Source organism: Streptosporangium subroseum (genome assembly GCF_900188345.1).
Lineage (GTDB): Bacteria > Actinomycetota > Actinomycetes > Streptosporangiales > Streptosporangiaceae > Streptosporangium > Streptosporangium subroseum.
The window spans coordinates 1-19,118 of sequence record NZ_FZOD01000058.1 but is presented as its reverse complement, the minus strand read 5'-3'; the positions used below and the strand labels follow the sequence as shown (position 1 = coordinate 19,118).

Genomic DNA, 19,118 nt, shown 5'->3' with positions numbered 1-19,118 from the left:
GCGTGAAAGAACTTCAGAAGTCCCTGTTCGGAGGGACGACCTCCAACGCCCGGCAGTTCGGGATGATCTTCACGTTGGTGGCGATCGTCCTGCTGTTCCAGATCCTGACCAACGGCCTGACGCTGAACTCCGGCAACCTCATCTCGCTGGTGAGTCAGTATTCGTACATCCTGATCCTGGCCATCGGGATGCTGATGGTCATCGTCGCCGGGCACATCGACCTCTCCGTCGGCTCGATCGCCGCGTTTGTCGGCATCGTGGTCGCGAAGGTCATGCAGGACTACTCGGTACCGTGGTTCCTGGCCATCCTGATCGGTCTGGCGGTCGGCGTCGTCATCGGCGCCTGGCAGGGCTTCTGGGTGGCCTACGTCGGGGTACCGGCGTTCATCGTGACCCTGGCCGGCATGTTGTTGTTCCGGGGCGGTAACCAGTTCATCGGCAACGCCGACACCATTCCCGTGCCCGAGGGGTTCAGGACCATCGGTGCCGGCTTCCTGCCGGAGATCGGCCCGAACACCGGGTACAACAACCTCACGCTCCTGCTCGGCCTGCTGGTCGGCGTGGCGGTGGTGGTCCGGGAGTGGAGGGCCCGCCGGGTCCGGCAGCAGATGTCGGCCGACGTCGCCCCGATGTGGATCTCAGCGATCCGGGTCGCCTTCCCGCTCGTCGTGGTGGTGTTCGCGACCCTGCAGTTCGCCGGCGGACGCGTCGGGACCAGCTTTCCCATCTCCGGGATCATTCTCGGCGTCCTGGTCGTGATCTACTCGTTCTTCACCCGCAACACGGCCGGCGGCCGGCACATCTACGCGGTCGGCGGCAACTCCCGGGCCGCCGAGCTGTCCGGCGTCAAGCTCAAGCGGGTCAACTTCCTGGTGATGATGAACATGGCGGTCCTGGCTGCCCTGGCCGGCATGATCTTCGTCGCCCGTTCGGCCGCCTCCGGGCCGCAGGACGGCATCGGCTGGGAGCTGGACGCGATCGCCGCCGTCTTCATCGGTGGCGCGGCCGTCTCCGGCGGCCTGGGCACGATCAGCGGGTCCATCGTCGGTGGCCTCGTCATGGCCGTGCTCAACAACGGCCTGCAGCTGATGGGCGTGGGGTCCGACCGGGTGCAGATCATCAAGGGTCTGGTCCTGCTGCTGGCCGTCGCGCTCGACGTCTACAACAAAAAGCAGGGACGCTTCTCGATCATCGAATCGCTGACGCGTCCATTCCGCAGGGAGGCACCAGCCGACCCTGCGCCTGGCACCGGAACGGACCAGGAGCGCGGCAAAAGTCCGGTGGCCGGCTGACAGCCGGGCCACCACTGACGGGCGGAAGGCCTCCGCCCCGTCCTACTTCGAAGAAGGGCACCTGAAAAATGCGCAATACCCTCGTCCGTAGCGTGGCGGCCGGCGCCATCGCGCTCCTGGCACTCACCGCCTGCTCCTCCGAGCGTTCGGCGGACACCAGCACCGGTACCAACGCCGGCGGCTCGACCGAAGCCGCGAAGGGCTTCGCGGCCGACGCCCTGATCGGCGTCGCGCTGCCGGCGAAGACCTCGCAGAACTGGGTCCTGGCCGGTGACCTGTTCACCAACGGCCTGAAGGAGGCCGGCTTCCAGTCCGACGTGCAGTACGCCGGCTCCTCCACCACCGTCGCCGACCAGCAGGCGCAGATCTCGGCCATGGTCACCAAGGGTGCCAAGGTCATCATCATCGGTGCGACCGACGCCGCGCAGCTGTCCACCCAGGTGGAGGCCGCCAAGGCGGCCGGCGCGACCGTCATCGCCTACGACCGGCTCATCAAGAACACCCAGGCCCTCGACTACTACGTCGCGTACGACAACTTCAAGGTCGGCGAGCTCCAGGGCAAGGCCCTGCTGGACGGCATGAAGGCGAAGAAGCCGACCGGCCCGTACACCGTCGAGCTGTTCTCCGGCTCGTCGGACGACAACAACTCGGCGGTCTTCTTCGACGGCGCGATGAGCGTGCTGAAGCCGCAGATCGACTCCGGCGACGTGGTGGTCGGCTCCGGCCAGACCGAGATCAAGCAGACCTCCACCGACGGCTGGAAGGCCGAGAACGCCCAGCGGCGGATGGACTCGCTGCTGACCTCCACCTACAGCAGCAAGACCCTGGACGGGGTGCTCTCCCCCAACGACACGCTGGCCCGCGCCATCATCACCTCGGTCAAGGGCGCCGGCAAGGACATCCCGGTGGTGACCGGCCAGGACTCCGAGCCGGAGTCGGTCAAGTCGATCGTGGCCGGCGAGCAGTACTCCACGATCAACAAGGACACCCGCAACCTGGTCAAGCAGAGCATCCAGATGGTCAAGGACCTGCAGGCCGGTAAGGCGCCCGAGGTCAACGACACCAAGTCGTACAACAACGGGGTGAAGGTCGTCCCGTCGTACCTGCTGGAGCCGCTGATCGTGACCAAGGAGAACGTCGTCGAGGCGTACGCCAACGACCCCGACCTGGCCCCGCTCACCAAGTAGCGGTGCCCGGCTGTAGTCAGCCGGATTCATGGGTCCCCGGAAGCTCCACGCCGGGGACCCATATTTGTTGCCGGGCGGCGTCGCCCGGCCGGCGAAGGGACCTCCCCCGTGGCCGGACGCACGTGCCCGACCGGCTGCGCGAAAGGATCCTGATGCGCCCGTCCGACCGGCTTCGCAAAAAATCTTGATGTGAGCCTGTAGTAGAGGGCCTCTCCCGTTCGTCATCCCCATGACAACCGAGAGGAGAACGCTCATGGACATGGTCACTGGTGCACAGGTGGCGGTCGCCCTGACCGTCCCGATACCGCGCGAGCGGATGTGGGACCTGGTCACCGCGGTGGACCGGATCGGCGAGTGGAGCCCGGAGGCCACCGGCGGAAACTGGTGCGACGGCGCCCAGGACCCGGCTCCGGGCGCCCGGTTCATCGGCCGCAACCGGTTTCCGAGCGGATTTGAAAGTATGGTGACCTGCGTGGTCATCGAAGCGGAGCGGCCGGGCGTTTTCGCCTGGACCGTTCTCGACGACGCCGATCTGGTCGGCTCGACGTGGCGCTACGAGCTGCGCGAGGGCGGCGAGCCGGGGAGCGCCCTGGTCCATCACTCGTTCACCCACGGCCCCGGCGCCAGCGGCGCCCGCGCGGATGCCGAGACCGACCCGCGGATGCTTGACAGCCGTCTGGTCACCCTGTGCCGAAACATGACCACCACGATCTCCGCGATGGCCACCGCCGACTCCACGATGGGAGCAGTCCGATGAAGTACCTGATGCTGGTGTGCACCGACCCCGACTACAAGCCCGGCCAGGACGACGGCGCCCCGGACGTGGAGGACTGGGTCACGGAGATGGACGGCAAGGGGATCCGGCTGATGGGCAACCGCACCCGGCCGGCGAGCGACGCGACCACGGTCCGCGTCCGCAACCGCGAGGTGCTGCTGACCGACGGTCCGTACGCCGAGACCAAGGATCAGATAGCCGGTTTCGACATCATCGAGTGCGCCGACCTCGACGAGGCCATCGACATCGCGTCCAAGCACCCGATGGCGTGGGCCGGGATGATCGAGCTGCGTCCGTTCTGGCCCGACGACCAGGACTAGCGAAGACGGACGACGTCGGTGACGGCTCAGATGAGGGACCGGATCGCCGGAATCTACGCCGACGGGTGGAGCCGGATCGTGGCCACCATGATCCGGTTCACCGGCGGCGACTGGGATCTGGCCGAGGAGTGCACGCAGGACGCGTTCGCGCAGGCACTCCAGATGTGGCCGGAATCAGGCATACCGGACCAGCCACTGGCATGGCTGACCACCACGGCACGCCACCGCGCGATCGACCGGATGCGTCGCGCGTCCACTGAGGCGACAAAGCTGCGGAAGGCGGCCGCGATGAACCCGGAGCCGTCGCCCTACCTGAGCGACAGTGAGATCCCCGACGAGCGCCTGGAGCTCATGTTCACCTGCTGCCATCCGTCGCTGAGTCTCGAAGCCCAGGTGGCGTTGACCCTGCGGAGCCTGACCGGCATGAGCACCGCCGAGATCGCGCGTGCGTTCCTGGTGCCGGAACGCACCATGGGCCAGCGCATCTTCCGAGCCAAACAGAAGGTCGCACACGCGGGCATCCCGTTTCGGGTGCCGCCCGCGCACCTGCTGCCGGACCGCCTTCCCGCCGTACTCCACGTGCTCTATCTGCTGTTCAACGAAGGGTACGGAGACCCGCAGAAGGCCCGGCTGTGCCAGGAGGCCATCCGTCTCGCACGGGTGGTGACGGCGTTGATGCCCGACGAGCCCGAAACGCACGGCATGCTCGCGCTGATGCTGCTGCACGATGCCCGGAGGCCGGCGCGTGTGAACGCGGACGGCGACATGGTCACCCTGGCCGAGCAGGACCGCTCGCTGTGGGATCAGGCGCAGATCGCGGAGGGCGCCGCGATCTGCGAACGAGCATTACGCCGGCGCCGCGCCGGGCCGTTCCAGCTTCAGGCGGCCATCGCGGCGTGTCATGCCACCGCGCCGGTCGCGGCCCAAACGGACTGGCCGCAGATCGTCGGGCTGTACACACAGCTCGCGCGCATCGCACCAAGCCCGATCGTGGATCTGAACCGTGCCGTGGCGATCGGCATGGCCGACGGCCCCGAGGCGGCGCTACCGCTGGTCGACGCGATCGCCCAGGCCGGGCAGCTCAACGACTACTACCTGCTGCACGCCACACGCGCCGATCTGCTGCGACGCGCCGGCCGCACCCAGGAGGCGGCCGACGGCTACCGCGCGGCGCTCGATCTCGCACCCACCGACGCCGAACGCCGTTTCCTGCGCAACCGGCTGCGGCATCGCTGACGCCGGCCTTCGGCCAGGCCTTTATCCCGGTTCCCATTGCCGGAAAGGAGGGGATACGCCAAGATCGACGGGTTGATCCGCTGTGGCATACGCCGCAGCCCCCCATCGAAGGGTAGAAAAGTGATCAGGTCTGTTACGAAGATCGTCACCGTGACGGCCCTTGCCGCCGGCGTTCTCGCGGCCAACCCGGCGTACGCGGCCTCCAACCCCTACACTCCCGAACGCGTCTGCGGGGCGGGGTTCACCAAGGTGAAGGACGGCACCCGCCCCCTCAAGTCCGGCAGTGACACCTTCGGCCACGTCTACCTCATGTACAACCGCAGCACCGGTTACAACTGCGTGGTCACCATCAAGGACGCCTTCTACCGAACCGCCACCCGCACCGTCGCCACCCTGACGGTGAAGGGCGGCAAGAAATATACCGACGTGGGCAACTTCAAGTACTACGCCGGGCCGGTCAAGGTGAGGGCCCGCGGCAAGTGCGTCTCGTACTGGGGCGAGACCCGGGACACCCGGCTGGACTTCGCCGAGGCGACCGGTGGCCGCAAGGCCTTCGGCAACTGCGGGTAGCAGGACCTCGATCGCCCGCTTCCCAGTCCTTGATTATGCGAACCGGGGACCCTCGTCCGGGGAAGCGCTCACGGGTGCGGGCGCCGGCAGCCTTGGGGAGATGTCCCGCCGCGTCCCCAGCCGCTGCCGGCGCTCGGCGGGTGGCCGTACGGCCCAGCCCGGAAGATCGCGCATCGCGCACACCTCGATGAGCGGGCGCGGGCCGCGCCTGTCACCGAGTGCTGGAGCATCCGTCGAGCCGCAACTTTCGCCGATTGTATGAAAGTTTCAATGGTGCGGTGCCGTCCTCCCAGGTTGCCAGGGCGAGCCGATCACGGCGTTTGAGATCCCGCGGCCCGCGTGCCTACGGTGCTGGCATCCGCACAGTGACCCGGCCAAGGAGTCTCCATCATGCGTGCCCGCGTCATCCCGGCCCTGATCATGGCTCTGCTCGCGCTGATCGTCACCGCTCCCGAGGCCCGCGCCCAGGTGATAGGCGGCTTCGACTTCTCCCGGGCGCAGGTCTCCGTCACGGGCCTTCAGGTGCCCTGGGGCCTGGCGTTCCTGCCGGACGGCAGCGCGCTGGTATCCGAACGCAACACCGGACGCATCCTGCAGGTGCGGCCGGGCCAGACGCCCACGGCGGTCGCCACCATCAGTGGGGTGAGCGCCTCGGGTGAGAGCGGCCTGCTCGGCATCGCCGTGTCGCCCACCTACGCCCAGGACGGCTGGGTGTACGCGTACTTCACCAGCACCGCCGGGGACAACCGCCTGGTCAGACTGCAACTGACCGCGCCTCAGACGCAGACGGTGCTCTTCTCCGGGGTCCCGAGCAACACCTTCCACGACGGCGGCCGCATCGCCTTCGGGCCGGACGGCATGCTCTACGTGGCGGCCGGCGACGCCGGCAACTCCGCCAACGCGCAGAACGTCAACAGCCCCGCCGGGAAGATCCTGCGTATGACGCCCACCGGCGGTGTGCCCGCGGACAATCCGATCGCGGGCTCCCGCGTCTGGACCTACGGCCACCGCAATGTCCAGGGCCTGACCTGGGACTCCCAGGGCAGGATGTACGCCGCCGAATTGGGGCAGAACACCTGGGACGAGGTCAACCAGATCGTCGCGGGCTCCAACTACGGCTGGCCGACGTGCGAGGGCACGTGCACCAACCCCTCCTTCCGCAACCCGATCGTCACGTGGACGACCGCCGAGGCGTCGCCGAGCGGGCTGGCCTGGGCCAACAACACGCTCTTCGTCGCCGCGCTGCGCGGCCAGAGGCTCTGGACGGTGCCGCTGACCAGCGCCGGTACGCCGTCCGGCACGCCACTGGCCGAGTTCCAGTCCGCCTACGGGCGGCTCCGCACGGTCGCGGTCGGGCCTGACGGCTGGCTCTGGGTGACGACCAGCAACCGGGACGGCCGCGGCACCCCGGTGGCACAGGACGACCGCATCGTCCGCGTCCCGCCGGCCACCACCGGGGGCGACGCCACCCCGCCGACCGCGCCGGCCGGCCTCGCCGCGTCGGGAACGACCTCCACCGGCACCACCCTGGCCTGGACCGCCTCCACCGACAACGTGGGCGTGACCGGCTATGACGTCCTGCGCGCGCCGGGCGCGTCCGGCGGCACCTTCACGCAGGTGGGAACCTCGGCCACCACCTCGTTCGCTCAGACCGGGCTCACCGCGAACACCACGTACCGCTACCAGGTCCGGGCCCGCGACGCGGCGGGCAACCTCTCGCCGGTGTCGAACACGGCGACGGTCACCACCACCCCGGGCGGTGGTGGAGGCACCGGCGGATGCTCGGTGACGGCGACCGTTCAGACGCAGTGGGGGAACGGGTACGTGATCCAGCCGGTCACGGTCACCAACACCGGCACGTCCGCGATCAACGGCTGGACGGTGACCTTCACGCTGCCGAGCGGCCACACCGTCACCGGCTCGTGGAACGCCACGCTGACCGTCAGCGGGCAGACCGTCACGGCGAGGAGTGCCGGGCACAACGGCGCCCTCAGCCCCGGCCAGAACACCACCTTCGGCTTCCAGGCGAGCCGTCCGAACGGCAACACCCAGACCCCGTCCGGCTACCGGTGCACGAGCCCCTGAGTCCCGCCCACGCCTGAGAGAACAGCGCGCCACCCGGCAACGGCCGGGTGGCGCCTCTCTGCGTGGTGCCGAGTTCACGAATGCCGTGAATGAGATCCGGCTGAGGCTCACCTCATTGTCGGGGATCTCCCACCGGAGTGCCGTTTACACGACGAAGGTGTCCCAGGCCTCCTGCCGTACCTCCAGGTGCGGGGCGTCGCGCAGGTCGCGGAGGAGTTCGCGCCACGGATCGGCCCAGTCGGTCCGCTGCCCGGCGACACGGGTGAGCGCGAGGGCGAACAGGCCCGCGGCGAGGTCGCCCCGGTCCGCCAGGCGCCGCGCCACCGGCAGAACGGTATCGGATCCGATGTCGCGCGCGGCTCCATACCCGAAGCAGCGTGATATCGCGCTGTCCGCGGTCGCCGCCGCGAGGACAGGCCGGTCGCGAAGCAGGTCGGCCAGAGAACAGAGGTCATCCCCGAACTCCACGGGCCCGTGCTCGGCGGATTCACCGAGCAGGGTCCCACCGAGCCCGACGGCCTGGGAGAGCAGAAGCGGCTGAGCGGCCAGGACGTCCACGGCGTCGCGGATCAAACCGTACCGCCAGGAGCGGCCGTCGGAGCGCTGGATGGAGATCAGCTCATTGACGATGGCGGTCACCCGGTCTCGCGAGGGGGTCTCCAGGGAGCCGGCCCGGCCGTCGTCGGGTACGGCGGCGGCCAGGTGGGTGAGGACGTCGAGCACCTGCGGCCCGATGGTCCCGGTTCGCAGCAGGGCGAGGAACACCGGCAGGACGGACGCGCCGCCTTCCGCCCGAGGGTCGCCCACGGCCATCGCGATCGGCTCCACGTCGCCCCGGTACCAGTGCGCCCAGGCCCCGAACGCCTTCGCGCCCCGGAACCGCACGCCGGGAAGGGTGGCCGCCGAAAGGAGCCGGCCCATCAGATCCGCGTAGCCGGGGCGGACGGAGGGTGCGTACTCCATCGGGCCGACCTGGAAGAGCATGCGCAGCATCGGTTCGTCGGCGTGCCGCCCGGCCACGGTTCCGAGCGCGTCCAGGGTCCGTGCGTCCTCCGGCATCCGGAGCAGCGCCGAGGCCACGGCCACTCGTACGTCGCGGTGCAGGCCGGCATCCGCCCACACCCGCAGGAGCAGGTCGGCCGCTCCCGGCGGACGGTTCCGCTCCACCAGGCGCGCGGCGGTCTTGCGCAGGGTCACCTTGCCGCCCGGGTCCGTCAACGCCTGTTCCAGGAGGAGGCCGAGCCGGGACGGGGTGACCGAGCGGCAGCACCGGGACAGGGCGGCCACCGCCACCCGGGAGGCGGCTCCCCGAGCGTGCTCCAGCAGCACGGGCAACGCCTCGGCGGGCGAGTCCGTGCTCGCCATCGCCGCGATGGCCGCTTCGGCCGGCACCGTCTCCTCTCGGGCCGCCCACTCCCTCAGGAGCTCCAGACCACCGCCGATCCGGCCCGCCGCCCGAATGGCGGCCAGCTGATCGGTGACGGGCAGCCCGCCGTCGCCGACGACGGACACGAGCCATGCGCGCACGTGGTCGCGTTGATCGGGGGTCCACCTGCCCGCGACGACGCCGTCGATGGGAGGCACCCACGACCCCTCGGCGAACCGGCCCTGATGGACTCCGCCCAGCGACGGCAGGAGCAGGTCCGTACGCCGTCCGGCCACCATGCGCCAGACGGCGGGCAACCTCATGGCGGACGGGTCCTCCCGCACGAGCTCGACAGCTCGTTCCTCCCGCTCCACCGGGCAGGCCAGCCACAGGTCGGCCGCCTGGCGGGCGATCGACTCCGGCGCTCCGCGTACCGCGGCCCGAAGGTCGTCCTGGAGTTCGTCCAGTGCCCACGATCGCCGGCCGAGCGCCCGGGCCAGCGCCATGGCCAGGGTGAAATCTTCCCGGTCCCGCGCGGCGCGCAGCTCCGGGCGAAGCACTGCGAAAAGGTCATGCTCCTGGTCGCGGCGCAGCACCCGATCGAGGCCGTACGACGCCGCCGGCGGTTCCGTCCACCATCGACGCCTGTGGGAGGGAGGAACCCGTGTCGCCGGGGCGGAGAGCCCATCGGCTCCGTGGCGCGCCACCAGTTTGGCGTACGTCCCCAGCGCCCACGCCGTCAAGGCAGGTGTCGTCACGGGGTCGTGGTGTCGCAGGACCCGTCCGGCCAGGCGTCGCAGCGCCTCCCGGGTGGCCTGGGAGGAATCCGGCGCGTCGACCGCGTCGGTGGCGACGCGGTCCAGGATCTCGGCGAAGGAGTCGTCCAGCAGAGCCGGCGCGACGTCGCCGATCGCGGTCAGCAGGTCACAACGGAGCGGGTCCTGTTCATTGGCGGTGCGCCCGGCCAGCTCGGCAAGGAGCTCCCGCAGCGTCGCGCCGTCCCGGACACGGGCCGTGCAGCGCAGCAGCAGGGATCGGCCCAGCCCCCGCCGTCGCGGATCACCGCCGAAGGCGGCTTCCCGCAACGGGCCTGTGGCCTCCGCGAGCGGCAGGTGGGAGGTGAGTTCCAGCGGGATGGAGGGATCGTCCAGGTGGGCTCGGGGGGACTGCCACACCGAGGCATGCCAGGCGAGCATCCGCCGCGCTTCGGTCGCCGCCCGTTCGGCGGGGAGCGAGTCCAGCAGCGGCATCGCCCACAGGCCCGAGGATCCGCCCATCTGCTCGGCGACGGCATCGAAGATCACGACTCTGCGTCCCGGAGGCAGCGACCGCAGTACGGTGACCAGCTGATGAGGGTTGCCGGAGGCCACGGCCAGGATCTCCGCCTCCGGGTATGACCGCAGACGCTTGACCAGCGCTTCCGGGGGCTCGGACCAGCCTGCCCTCAACCCGCGCGTGAGCACCCGCGCGGCACGGACGGCGTCGGCCTCGAACAGCGCGCCCAGGACCCCCGCCGGGAGCTGGATGCGCGGGAACCGCAGGTCGTGCCGCTCCAGCAGGTCCAGCATGCGCGTCGGCTCGGCGCGCGCCGCGAGTGCCGCTCCCGCACCACGTCGGCACCACCAGTTCCACACGTGGGTCCCGGCGGACAGCTCCTGATCCGCGGCCTCCAGCACGGCGCCGGGATGGCTTCTGCTCAGCGCGTGCCACGACGTCACCGCGTGGGCGAGGTCCGGCAACCACCGCGAGACGGTCGGACCGCCGCACGCCGGCAGCAGTACGGCCGCCTCGCGGTCCCCCCACCGGGCGTGAACGTCCGGCAGCAACCTCTCCGCCGTCTCCCGGCGGCGGGCGATCACCAGCGTGCGGTACAGCGCGAGACGCAGCTCGGCGGGGGCGTCGTGCAGAGCTGCGGTGACCGCCTGGTCCCCGATGGGGAGGGTCCGCACCGCTCGCAGGGCCGCGCGGCGCAGCCCCATGTCCGGCCCGGCGAGCACCGCTTCGACGAAACCGAGTTCCCGGGCCGCCATGGCCATGTGGAGTGCCGTGCGCCGCTCGTCCCGGCCCTGCCGATGGAGATCGGTCAGAAGGTCGCGCAGCTGGGAGGTGCCGGCCATTCGACGGGCGAGCAGTGCCAGCTCTCGCATGCGCCGCGGGTACGGCAGTGGGTCGAGGCGCTTCAGCGATTCGGCGGTGACATGATCGGCCGGTCCCGAGACCGGCTCGTGGGGCCTCAACGGCCTGGGCGGAGATCGCCCTTTCTCGTAGTCATGTCGTCATGATGATCCATTGCTCCCTTGCACGCAAGCCGGACGGCCGGGGACGTCCGCGGACAGGCCACCGCTCAGGCGGCGATGGGCGAGTAGGCGCTGGCGTCGCCCTTGCGGACCACGCTGGTGTCACCGTTGATGCCGATCGGGATGTCACCGGCCAGGGTGATGCGGTGGAGAAGCCGGGGCAGATCGTCGTAGTCCGCGACGGCGTAGTGCTGGGTGGCCCGGTTGTCCCAGATGGCGATGTCCCCGTCGCGCCAGTTCCACCGCACCGTGTTCTCCAGGCGGGTGATGTGCCGCTGCAGCAGGGAGAACAGATCGTGGAAGTCGGCGCTGCTCAGGCCCGTGAACGACCTGACGAAGTGGCCGAGCAGCAGGGACGGCTCGCCGGTCTCCGGGTGGATGCGGACGACGGGGTGCTCGGTCTCGAACTCGCTGCTCCGGAACTGCTCGCGATACTCCTGCTCCCTGACGTCGATCCCGCCGATCTGCGGGCGCTGCGCCGCGTAGTCGTACAGGTTCGAGTGCACCGCGCGCAGCTGGCCCACCAGCGCCTGCAGGCCGGGGTGCAGCCGCCGGTACGCCTCCACCGTGTTGGCCCACACCGTGGTCCCGCCGTAGGGCGGCAGCGTGATGGCGCGCAGCACGCTGATCGCCGGGATCCGGTCGACGAAGGTCACATCCGTGTGCCAGCTGTTGGCCTTGCCCTGCTCGGAGTCGATCGGGAGTACGGCCTCACCGTCGCCGGTCACCGTCGGGTGCGGCTTGGTGACGGTGCCGAGCAGCCTGGTGAACGCGTGCTGGTCGGCGTCGGTGGCGTGCCGCTGGTCTCGCAGGAAGATCACGCGGTGGCGCAGCAGCGCGGCCCGTAGCTCGGCGACCGCTGCCTCGTCGGCGTCGCCGCCCACTCGGATGCCTCCGACGACTGCGCCGATCACGCCGACGACCTGCGTGACGTCGATGTGCCGGTAGGAGTCGTCGGCGACGGGCGTCCCGTGTTCGTGGAGCTGAGTCATTCCCTGACACCTTTCGATGGGCGATGTGCGGATGGGCTCTGTCACAGCGTGTGCCGAGAAAAAGATAATGTCAACTATTCCTACATGTTTAATAGGGAATTCTCTCGCGTTCAACCCGGGAACCACGCATCCCGCTCCCAAAGGAGTGATCATGCCGCCGAATCGACGGATCGCCGACGCCCCCAGGCCGGGCGACCGCCGGGTCCCGGGCCGTCACCGGCCGCCTCTCGTGATCGTTCCGGTAGCCGTCACACCGGGAGGGGTTATCCGGTCTTAGCTGCTGACACCCGGAGAACAGAGGACATCGTGCGGACGACCCCGTTGGCCGGCGGCCACGCCGGCCCTTCCACGACGTGGACACAGGAGCTTCGCCGCGCCCAGGCGTGCTCTCCCGGCCGCGAAGGCGGCGGGATATGACCGAGGTGAACGCCGGGACACTGGCGGAGATGCTCGACGAACGGCAGCATCTGCTCGAGATCGCCCTGTGGATGTTCGGTTCGGCCGAAACCGCTGACCGGATCGTCCAGGAGACCTATCGCCGCTGGTACACCCTCGGTGACGAGGAACGCTCCGGAATCGCGGTGCCGCGTGCCTGGTTGACGCGGGTCGCCGGAGGCATCTGCCTGGAGGTGCTGGCCGCTGCCGCTTCGGCCCACACCCCCCTCGACGTCCCGCAACGAGGCTCGGCCGCGGCGCCCGCTCTCGGCGGTCCGATGCGACGGCCCGAGCCCGTCGGCCTGACAGGACATCGGGCCGGGTCCCGCCCGGCGATGCTCGCCAGGCATGATCGCGTCGCGCGCCGGTTCGCCACGGCGTGCGAGACGGGGGATACGGCGGCACTGAAGGCGGTTCTGGCCGCGGAGGCGATGGTCGTGAGCGATGGTGGCGGCAAGCTGCGTGCCGCGGTACGACCGACCTGCGGCGCCGACGCGGTCGCTCGGTTCGTCACGGCCCTGCTGACCGGTCAGCCGGGCACCGAGGTGGCCGTCGCGTCCGTGAACGGCCGGACAGGTCTGGCGTTGCGCCGGGCGGGCCAGGCCGTGGCGGTGGTCAGCCTGAGCGTCGCCGGAACCAGGGTCACCGCCGTGTGGATCGTGTTGAACCCCGACAAATTAAAGCGCTGGCACCGTCCGTGACCTAGCGGGCAAGGTTCGCGGCCCAGTCGGCCACGGTCGTCACGTCCGCCTGGGAGGGGAAGACCTTCTCGGTCAGCACCCGGTGCACCTCGGGATCGGCATCGAGGCAACCGTCGGCCAGAACGGTGAGGCCGAAGTCCAGGTCGGCCGCCTGGCGGAGGGTGGACAGCACGACGCCGCTGGTGGCGATGCCTGTCAGTACCAGGTGGTCGATCTCGCCCGCCCGTAGGACGATCTCCAGATCGCTGCCGGCGAAGGCGCTGACGCGGCGCTTGGTCACGACGACGTCCTCGGGCCGCGGTGCCAGGTCGGGATGGATCTGGGTGGCCGCGTCGCTGCTCGCGGACATTCGGCCGCCGAGTGCGAGCGCACCGAACATCTTGTTGCGGGCGCTGACCTCGGGATAGTTCGGGCGGAATCCGACGACCACGTAGATCACTGGAAGGCCGGCCGCGCGGGCGGCCTCCGTGGCCTCGCGCAGACGCGGAAGGTAGTCAGGATCCGGGTATCGGTCCACAACGACCCGCTGGACATCCATGACGAGCAGAGCGCTCTGAGACACTGCCGTTCCCTCTCTGGTTGGTTCGTACGATCATGACAAGCCCCTGAAACACCGTCAGATCAGGAGCAGAGTCTTACCCAGGGCACCGCGTGACTCGATCGCGGCGTGCGCGTCCGCGGCGCGCTCCAGGGGGAAGGTCTGCCCGATGACCGGTCTGATCCGGCCCGCCGCCGCCTCCGACATCACCTGCTCGGCCCAGCCTCGCATCTTCGGCCCGAAGCCGAAGAGCTGCTCGATCCCGATCACCTCGACCCCGCGCCGTCGCGCCTGAGCAGGATCGATCACCGTGGCCTCACCACTGGAAGCGCCGTGGACGGAGAAGCGACCGCCGTCCGCCGCCACCTGGAACGCGGCCTGACCGATCTCCCCGCCGACCCCGTCGAACACCACATCGGGACCCGCGCCACCGGTCGTCTCGCGTACCTGCTCCGCCCAGTCCGGATCGGAGTAGTCGACCACGGCATCCGCCCCCAGATCGCGAACCAGGTCCAGCTTCCGTGCGCCGCGCGCGGCTCCGACGACCCTGGCGCCGGCCGCCCGAGCCAGCTGCACCAGCAGCGTCCCGACACCGCCACCTGCCGCCTCGACCAGCACCCACTCCCCGGGAAGGATCCGAGCTCCCTCGACCAGGCCCAACGCGGTGCTGCCGTCGGTGTGCAGAGCGGTGGCCTCGGACAGCCCCAGCCCTTCCGGCACCGGGATCAGATTCTCCACGATGGCCACCGCACGCTCGGCGAATCCGCCGGTCTCCCCGAGATCGGCGATGACGCGCCGTCCGGACCAGCTCGGATCCACGCCCTCCCCCACCGAACTCACCCGGCCGGCCACCGTACCTCCCGGCACGTACGGCAGTGCGGGCCTGCCGTGCCACTTGTCGACGCCCCGCCGGATCTGCGTCTCGACGAACGTGACGCCTGCAACCGATACGTCGACCATCGCCTGCCCCGGTCCGGCGACCGGGTCCGGCACCTCGCCCGGAACCAGCACCTCGGGACCTCCGAACCGCGTCGCCTGCACCACTCGCACGTCAACCGCTCCCCTGCACTCACCTTGTCCGACACCGGCGCAGAGAAGTCTTCAACCTCAACCGCAGTCGAGGTCAAGCGATCCTGCACCGCGGCACACGGCTCTGAGCCCCCTCTGACGAGCCGAGCCCGCCCGTCACAGAACAGAATCGCGTTCGACGAGCAAGCCGCCGTCCTGGGGGCCACCGGCTCCGTCCGAACGTCAGCGCGGGTCGGGTCTGTCCGTCAAACGCCGCCGAACGCTCGGCCTCAGCGTCACGATCTCCGGATCATCGCGGACCGGATCATGGACGCCCGGATGATCGACGGCCCTCTCGCCGTCTAGCGTTGCTTGAGGCGGAGTGCCGCTTTGCGGGCCTCGACCTGGTTGGCCTGCTCGCGCTCCAGCCACTCCGGGTTCTCCGCTTTCAGCGCATCGATTTCAGCGGTGGTGAGCGGTCCGGTGATCCCGCCTCTGAGCAGGCCGGCAATGGAGACCTTGAGCTTCGCGGCGATGACCTGCTTGGTGTGCGGGCCGTTACGGCGCAGGTCAGCGAGCCAGGCCGGCGGCGTCGACTGCAACTCGTTCAGCTCGTCCCTGGAGACGACACTCGCCTGGAACTCGGCGGGAGTGGCCGTGAGGGGGACACCCAGCTTCTTGGCCGCGGTCGCGGGCTTCATCGTCTGGATGGTCTTCGGTTTGGACGAGGTCATGGCGTCAAGAGTAGTCAGCCGAAACGGGTTCCCTTGACATCGGTACCCTGAGGAAGTGACTGATGGAGAGATCGGCAGATTGTTCCGGCTGGCGTACGTGCCCGGGGTGACACCCGCGAAATGGGTCAATGTCTGGACCGAGAGAACGCCGGACGTGCCGATCATCCTGGTCGCGGTTCCCGCTGCCGAGGTGGTGGGGCTCCTGCGGAACGGCGGCGCCAACGCCGGATTCGCCAGGCTGCCGGTCGACCGGGACGGGCTCAGCGTGATTCCTCTCTACCTGGAAACCACGGTGGTCATGGTGCCCAAGGACCACGCGGTGGCCGCCGCCGACGAGGTGTTCATCGCCGACCTTGTCGACGACGAGGTGTTCCACCCTCTGGACGACACCATCGAATGGACGGTCCGGCCCGGGCTGCCCGCGTTCACCCGCCCGGCCACAACGGCGGACGCGGTCGAGCTGGTAGCGGCCGGCACCGGGATTCTCCTGGTTCCGGAGTCGCTGGCACGCCTCCACCGCCGCAGGGATCTCACCTACCGGCCGGTGCCGGACGCGCCGCAGTCTCAGGTTGCGCTGACCTGGCCCACGGACGCGACCACCGACCTGGTGGAAGATTTCATCGGCATCATCCGCGGCCGGACGGTGAACAGTTCGCGGGGCCGTATCCCCGCCTCGCCTGCGGAGAAACCGGCACAGCGGCAGGCACAGAAACCCGCGCAAAAAAAACCCGCACAGAATGGCTCCGGTCGCCGGGCCGCGCCGGCCGGCCGTAAAAAGAAGGGCCGCTAACGCATACGGCCCGGATGGCGCGCGGCCCCGAGGAGGCCGCACCGTGCGACTCCGTGCGCGCCTACCGCAGGCAGAGCGGCTTCCGGTTTGCAGCTCAACGGCTTTCAGGTAGCCATGGAAGCCTCACCACTCCCCGCATCCGCCGCACGTCCGAGACCGACGAGGGGGGGACGCGGACTCCAACCGGTCACGGCCCTGTCGCAGCGCTGGGGCACGCGCTACACCGCCGAGGGCAAACGCATCCGGACCGAGCAGCCGCTGCCCGCAGGACCTCCCGCCTCCGCTTCGGCGATGTCAGCCTTGGGACCGGCAACCATGCTCGGGTAGTCCCTCAACGTAGGACGGATCGTCGAGTGGCACGAGGATCAGGGGGTCCATGGCCGCTCCACCTGGGCAGGTCGAGCTTCCACGCGGGTCGGCGACCGATGGGTGTGACTACTCGCCGGGTCCGGCCCGATCGCCGGAACGCCGCCTCGTGATTTCAGGCTTGGCGACGATTCCGGGCCACAGCACCGCCACGACGTGTTCGGGCAGGTCCTTCTGCTGTTCGCCCCGGTAGAACGCCGCGAAATAGCTACCGAAGCACATCGTCGCGATCGTATGGGTGTCGATGTCGGCACTGACCGCGCGGCGTTCCTGCAGCTCGCTCAGCACCTTCTCGATAAGGGTGACGCGGGGCTCGACGGCATGTTTGCGTAGGATTTCCAACAGGTCGGGCGTGCGAAACGCCTCACCCGCGAAGTTGCCCATCAGCACCATGGCATCGGGATTGTAGTAAGCAGGATCGACACGGCGAACGGCCTCAACCAGCGCGTCCAGAGGCTCCAACTGACTCAGATCGACGGTGTACATGTCACTCTGCTTGCGGAAACCGTAATCGAGGGCATCCACAACCAGCTCGAATTTGTTGCGCCAGCGTCGATAGAGCGTGGGGCGGGTGACCTTGGCGTCGGAGACGATGTCGCCGATCGTCATCTTGGAGTAGCCGTCCCGAACCAGGCGGTCACGCGTCGCCAGGATGATCGCCTCGTCCAGAGCCGCATCACGAGGGCGTCCGCTGGGGCGCGGATGGTCGGCATCGCACGCGGGACCCTCACCGATTGGTTCGCGTGCTCGCGCCATGAACGCACCTCACAGATGACGATTGTCGTCATAGCGTACGAGATTCATTACATCGCTTGACGGTAACGCGAGGGCCTCCGCACTCCCTGTCGTACGGATCGCCAACGTCGCCGGCCCGGCCGCCGGCGCCCAGGGCATCAAGCCGACGGTGTGCCGGATGCCGTCGGCCGGGATGGTATGGCCCCGTGTACGCAGGACAGCGGGGTGTCAGTACATGGACATCCCGCCGTTGACCGTGGCCGTGGTGCCGGTCATGAAGGCGTTGTCCTCGCCGGCGTAGAAGGCGACCGCTTGGGCGACGTCGCCCGGGCGTGCCAGGCGGCCCAGGGGGGTGGCGGCCACCTGCCGCTGCCTGTGCGCCTCGTCGAGCACACCCGCCATGCGGGTGTCCTCCACCGGACCGGGCTCGACGACGTTGACCGTGATGCCCCGCGGACCCAGTTCCTGGGCGAGGTACCGGGCGAACTGTGTCAGTGCGGCCTTGGCCGTGCCCAGTGCGATCATGCTCTCGACCGCCGCCGCCTCGCGCACATCGGCCTGCACGGCCATGGCCTGGCCGCCCGCGGCCTCGATGTCGGCCACGACCTCCTCGGCTGCCGTTCTGCTGCGGAGGTAGTTGACCACCACGCGCATCCCTCGCGCGGCCAGAAGGCGCGCGGTGGCCGCACCGATTCCGCTGCTGGCCCCTGTCACCAATGCCGTCCTGCCGGTTGTCCCCGTCACGGGCCCACCTCCTGCCCATCATCGCGGGCCGCCGGCATGACCGCCCGGGATTGTTCAGCGTCACTGCCGGGGTGTGCCGAGCGGATCGCCCCGTACAGCATGGCGTCCACGGTCGCCCGCAGCGGTCCGGCCGCGGTTCAGTCGAGCTCGCGCGGCGACCGCGAGGTGAGCGGCCGCTCCAACGCGCCACGGGTGATCGCACCCATCCGGCGGAGGAACAGCCGACCGGCCGCCTCCACGATCATGTCAGCACGCTGCTCGTAACCCTCGGAAACTTTGAGGAACCGATCTGGGTTCCATGGCGGCTCCTCGCCCCTACGCTATCAAGTCACGTCTTCCGGGCAGGTGGGGCGCGCGAGGCGGGGTCGGCGTGCCGTACACCTGCTCGGCGTAGGCCGCGTATGTCTTCGGCGCCATCTCGCCGATGATGGTGCGCACTTCCGCCGGCATCTTGTCGATGGCCTCCTGAACGGCCTGAGGGTCGCCCTCGTACATCATCATGCCGACGATCAACGGCGCCTTCTCCTGCGGGGTGCCGGCCATGACTTCCTCGGCCATCTCATCCCACTCAGCTGCGGTGATGTACTTCTCGATCAGCGGAAGCACCTGCTGCTCCTCCACCTCGAGATGCTCGAACAGCAGGGGAAGCATCCGGTCGAGGACCTCGGCCAAGGTCCTGCCGCTTTCGGCGTCGCCGGTGCCGCGCCAGGCCGTCACCGCCGCCGCCAGTTCGGTGCCGATGTTCGCGATGCGCTCGTGGTGAGCCTCCATCATGCGGACGACCGGAGCGATCTCCTCCGGGCAGCGCTCCAACAGGTTCGGCCAGAGGCTCTTGTCCTCGGCGTGATGATGGTGGTGCAGCACCATGTTCGTCAGCTCGATGTGGTCGGCGAGAATCTCCGCGCGCTGCCGGTCCCCATCGGCCACGCCACGGACGAGCGCGGGTG

General features: G+C 69.4%; 17 protein-coding genes. 9 read left to right on the top strand and 8 right to left on the bottom strand.

Annotated elements, in window-relative coordinates; all coding sequences use genetic code 11:
• The first annotated feature begins 2 nt into the window (after positions 1-2).
• The 7 genes from mmsB (at position 3) to CHC08_RS51990 (ending at position 7,465) form a co-directional block, all read left to right on the top strand.
• On the top strand, positions 3-1,292 hold the full coding sequence (mmsB, locus tag CHC08_RS37170) for a multiple monosaccharide ABC transporter permease (RefSeq protein ID WP_218825673.1): 1,290 nt from the start codon (positions 3-5) through the stop codon (positions 1,290-1,292).
• Between the two features lie 68 nt (positions 1,293-1,360).
• Positions 1,361-2,479: a substrate-binding domain-containing protein gene (locus tag CHC08_RS37165; RefSeq protein ID WP_089212076.1), complete on the top strand. Its 1,119-nt coding sequence runs from the start codon at positions 1,361-1,363 to the stop codon at positions 2,477-2,479.
• A 253-nt stretch (positions 2,480-2,732) separates the two neighbouring features.
• Complete coding sequence (locus tag CHC08_RS37160) at positions 2,733-3,236, top strand: SRPBCC family protein (protein WP_179282431.1); 504 nt, start codon at positions 2,733-2,735, stop codon at positions 3,234-3,236.
• Positions 3,233-3,574, top strand: coding sequence for a YciI family protein (locus tag CHC08_RS37155; RefSeq protein WP_089212075.1), 342 nt, complete (start codon positions 3,233-3,235; stop codon positions 3,572-3,574). Before CHC08_RS37160 ends, CHC08_RS37155 begins: the two co-directional genes overlap by 4 nt.
• A 30-nt stretch (positions 3,575-3,604) precedes the next feature.
• Entirely contained in the window at positions 3,605-4,810 is a 1,206-nt protein-coding gene (locus CHC08_RS37150; protein WP_089212074.1) for an RNA polymerase sigma factor, read from the top strand.
• Positions 4,811-4,930: 120 nt separating this feature from the next.
• The gene (locus CHC08_RS37145; RefSeq protein ID WP_089212073.1) at positions 4,931-5,380 is read left to right on the top strand and encodes a hypothetical protein; all 450 of its coding nucleotides are present in this window, start codon (positions 4,931-4,933) and stop codon (positions 5,378-5,380) included.
• A gap of 390 nt (positions 5,381-5,770) precedes the next feature.
• A complete protein-coding gene (locus CHC08_RS51990; protein WP_089212072.1) occupies positions 5,771-7,465 on the top strand; it encodes a PQQ-dependent sugar dehydrogenase in 1,695 nt (564 codons plus the stop codon).
• A gap of 144 nt (positions 7,466-7,609) precedes the next feature.
• Here CHC08_RS51990 and CHC08_RS37135 read toward each other — a convergent pair whose 3' ends face one another.
• Positions 7,610-10,978, bottom strand: coding sequence for a hypothetical protein (locus CHC08_RS37135; RefSeq protein WP_143653497.1), 3,369 nt, complete (start codon positions 10,976-10,978; stop codon positions 7,610-7,612).
• A 197-nt stretch (positions 10,979-11,175) separates the two neighbouring features.
• The gene (locus CHC08_RS37130) at positions 11,176-12,120 is read right to left on the bottom strand and encodes a TauD/TfdA dioxygenase family protein (protein ID WP_089212070.1); all 945 of its coding nucleotides are present in this window, start codon (positions 12,118-12,120) and stop codon (positions 11,176-11,178) included.
• 413 nt (positions 12,121-12,533) lie between these two features.
• Here CHC08_RS37130 and CHC08_RS37125 point away from each other — a divergent pair, with 413 nt between their 5' ends.
• Complete coding sequence (locus CHC08_RS37125) at positions 12,534-13,256, top strand: sigma-70 family RNA polymerase sigma factor family protein (RefSeq protein ID WP_089212069.1); 723 nt, start codon at positions 12,534-12,536, stop codon at positions 13,254-13,256.
• Position 13,257: 1 nt separating this feature from the next.
• Here CHC08_RS37125 and CHC08_RS37120 read toward each other — a convergent pair whose 3' ends face one another.
• From CHC08_RS37120 to CHC08_RS37110, 3 genes are all read right to left on the bottom strand, one after another.
• Positions 13,258-13,818 (bottom strand): cysteine hydrolase family protein, encoded by a 561-nt coding sequence (locus CHC08_RS37120; RefSeq protein WP_089212068.1) that lies wholly within the window; start codon positions 13,816-13,818, stop codon positions 13,258-13,260.
• 54 nt (positions 13,819-13,872) lie between these two features.
• Entirely contained in the window at positions 13,873-14,844 is a 972-nt protein-coding gene (locus tag CHC08_RS37115) for a zinc-binding dehydrogenase (protein ID WP_089212067.1), read from the bottom strand.
• Between the two features lie 320 nt (positions 14,845-15,164).
• On the bottom strand, positions 15,165-15,536 hold the full coding sequence (locus tag CHC08_RS37110) for a DUF5997 family protein (RefSeq protein ID WP_089212066.1): 372 nt from the start codon (positions 15,534-15,536) through the stop codon (positions 15,165-15,167).
• Between the two features lie 55 nt (positions 15,537-15,591).
• Between CHC08_RS37110 and CHC08_RS37105 the strand changes: the two genes are divergently transcribed.
• Positions 15,592-16,326, top strand: coding sequence for a LysR family substrate-binding domain-containing protein (locus CHC08_RS37105; protein ID WP_089212065.1), 735 nt, complete (start codon positions 15,592-15,594; stop codon positions 16,324-16,326).
• A gap of 435 nt (positions 16,327-16,761) precedes the next feature.
• Here CHC08_RS37105 and CHC08_RS37095 read toward each other — a convergent pair whose 3' ends face one another.
• The 3 genes from CHC08_RS37095 to CHC08_RS37085 form a co-directional block, all read right to left on the bottom strand.
• Entirely contained in the window at positions 16,762-17,448 is a 687-nt protein-coding gene (locus CHC08_RS37095) for a TetR/AcrR family transcriptional regulator (protein WP_089212064.1), read from the bottom strand.
• Positions 17,449-17,655: 207 nt separating this feature from the next.
• On the bottom strand, positions 17,656-18,171 hold the full coding sequence (locus CHC08_RS37090) for an SDR family NAD(P)-dependent oxidoreductase (RefSeq protein WP_089212063.1): 516 nt from the start codon (positions 18,169-18,171) through the stop codon (positions 17,656-17,658).
• Between the two features lie 315 nt (positions 18,172-18,486).
• Positions 18,487-19,118, bottom strand: a 632-nt coding sequence (locus CHC08_RS37085; RefSeq protein ID WP_089212062.1) for a hemerythrin domain-containing protein, incomplete at its 5' end; no start/stop codon positions are given.

Excerpts from the sequence above, each read along its gene's own strand:
- CHC08_RS37110 (WP_089212066.1), bottom strand. The coding sequence starts at position 15,536 with ATGACCTCGTCCAAACCGAAGACCATCCAGACGATGAAGCCCGCGACC.
- CHC08_RS51990 (WP_089212072.1), top strand. The coding sequence starts at position 5,771 with ATGCGTGCCCGCGTCATCCCGGCCCTGATCATGGCTCTGCTCGCGCTG.
- CHC08_RS37135 (WP_143653497.1), bottom strand. The coding sequence starts at position 10,978 with ATGCGAGAGCTGGCACTGCTCGCCCGTCGAATGGCCGGCACCTCCCAG.
- CHC08_RS37095 (WP_089212064.1), bottom strand. The coding sequence starts at position 17,448 with ATGGCGCGAGCACGCGAACCAATCGGTGAGGGTCCCGCGTGCGATGCC.
- CHC08_RS37130 (WP_089212070.1), bottom strand. The coding sequence starts at position 12,120 with ATGACTCAGCTCCACGAACACGGGACGCCCGTCGCCGACGACTCCTAC.
- CHC08_RS37160 (WP_179282431.1), top strand. The coding sequence starts at position 2,733 with ATGGACATGGTCACTGGTGCACAGGTGGCGGTCGCCCTGACCGTCCCG.
- CHC08_RS37155 (WP_089212075.1), top strand. The coding sequence starts at position 3,233 with ATGAAGTACCTGATGCTGGTGTGCACCGACCCCGACTACAAGCCCGGC.
- CHC08_RS37125 (WP_089212069.1), top strand. The coding sequence starts at position 12,534 with ATGACCGAGGTGAACGCCGGGACACTGGCGGAGATGCTCGACGAACGG.
- CHC08_RS37150 (WP_089212074.1), top strand. The coding sequence starts at position 3,605 with ATGAGGGACCGGATCGCCGGAATCTACGCCGACGGGTGGAGCCGGATC.
- CHC08_RS37165 (WP_089212076.1), top strand. The coding sequence starts at position 1,361 with ATGCGCAATACCCTCGTCCGTAGCGTGGCGGCCGGCGCCATCGCGCTC.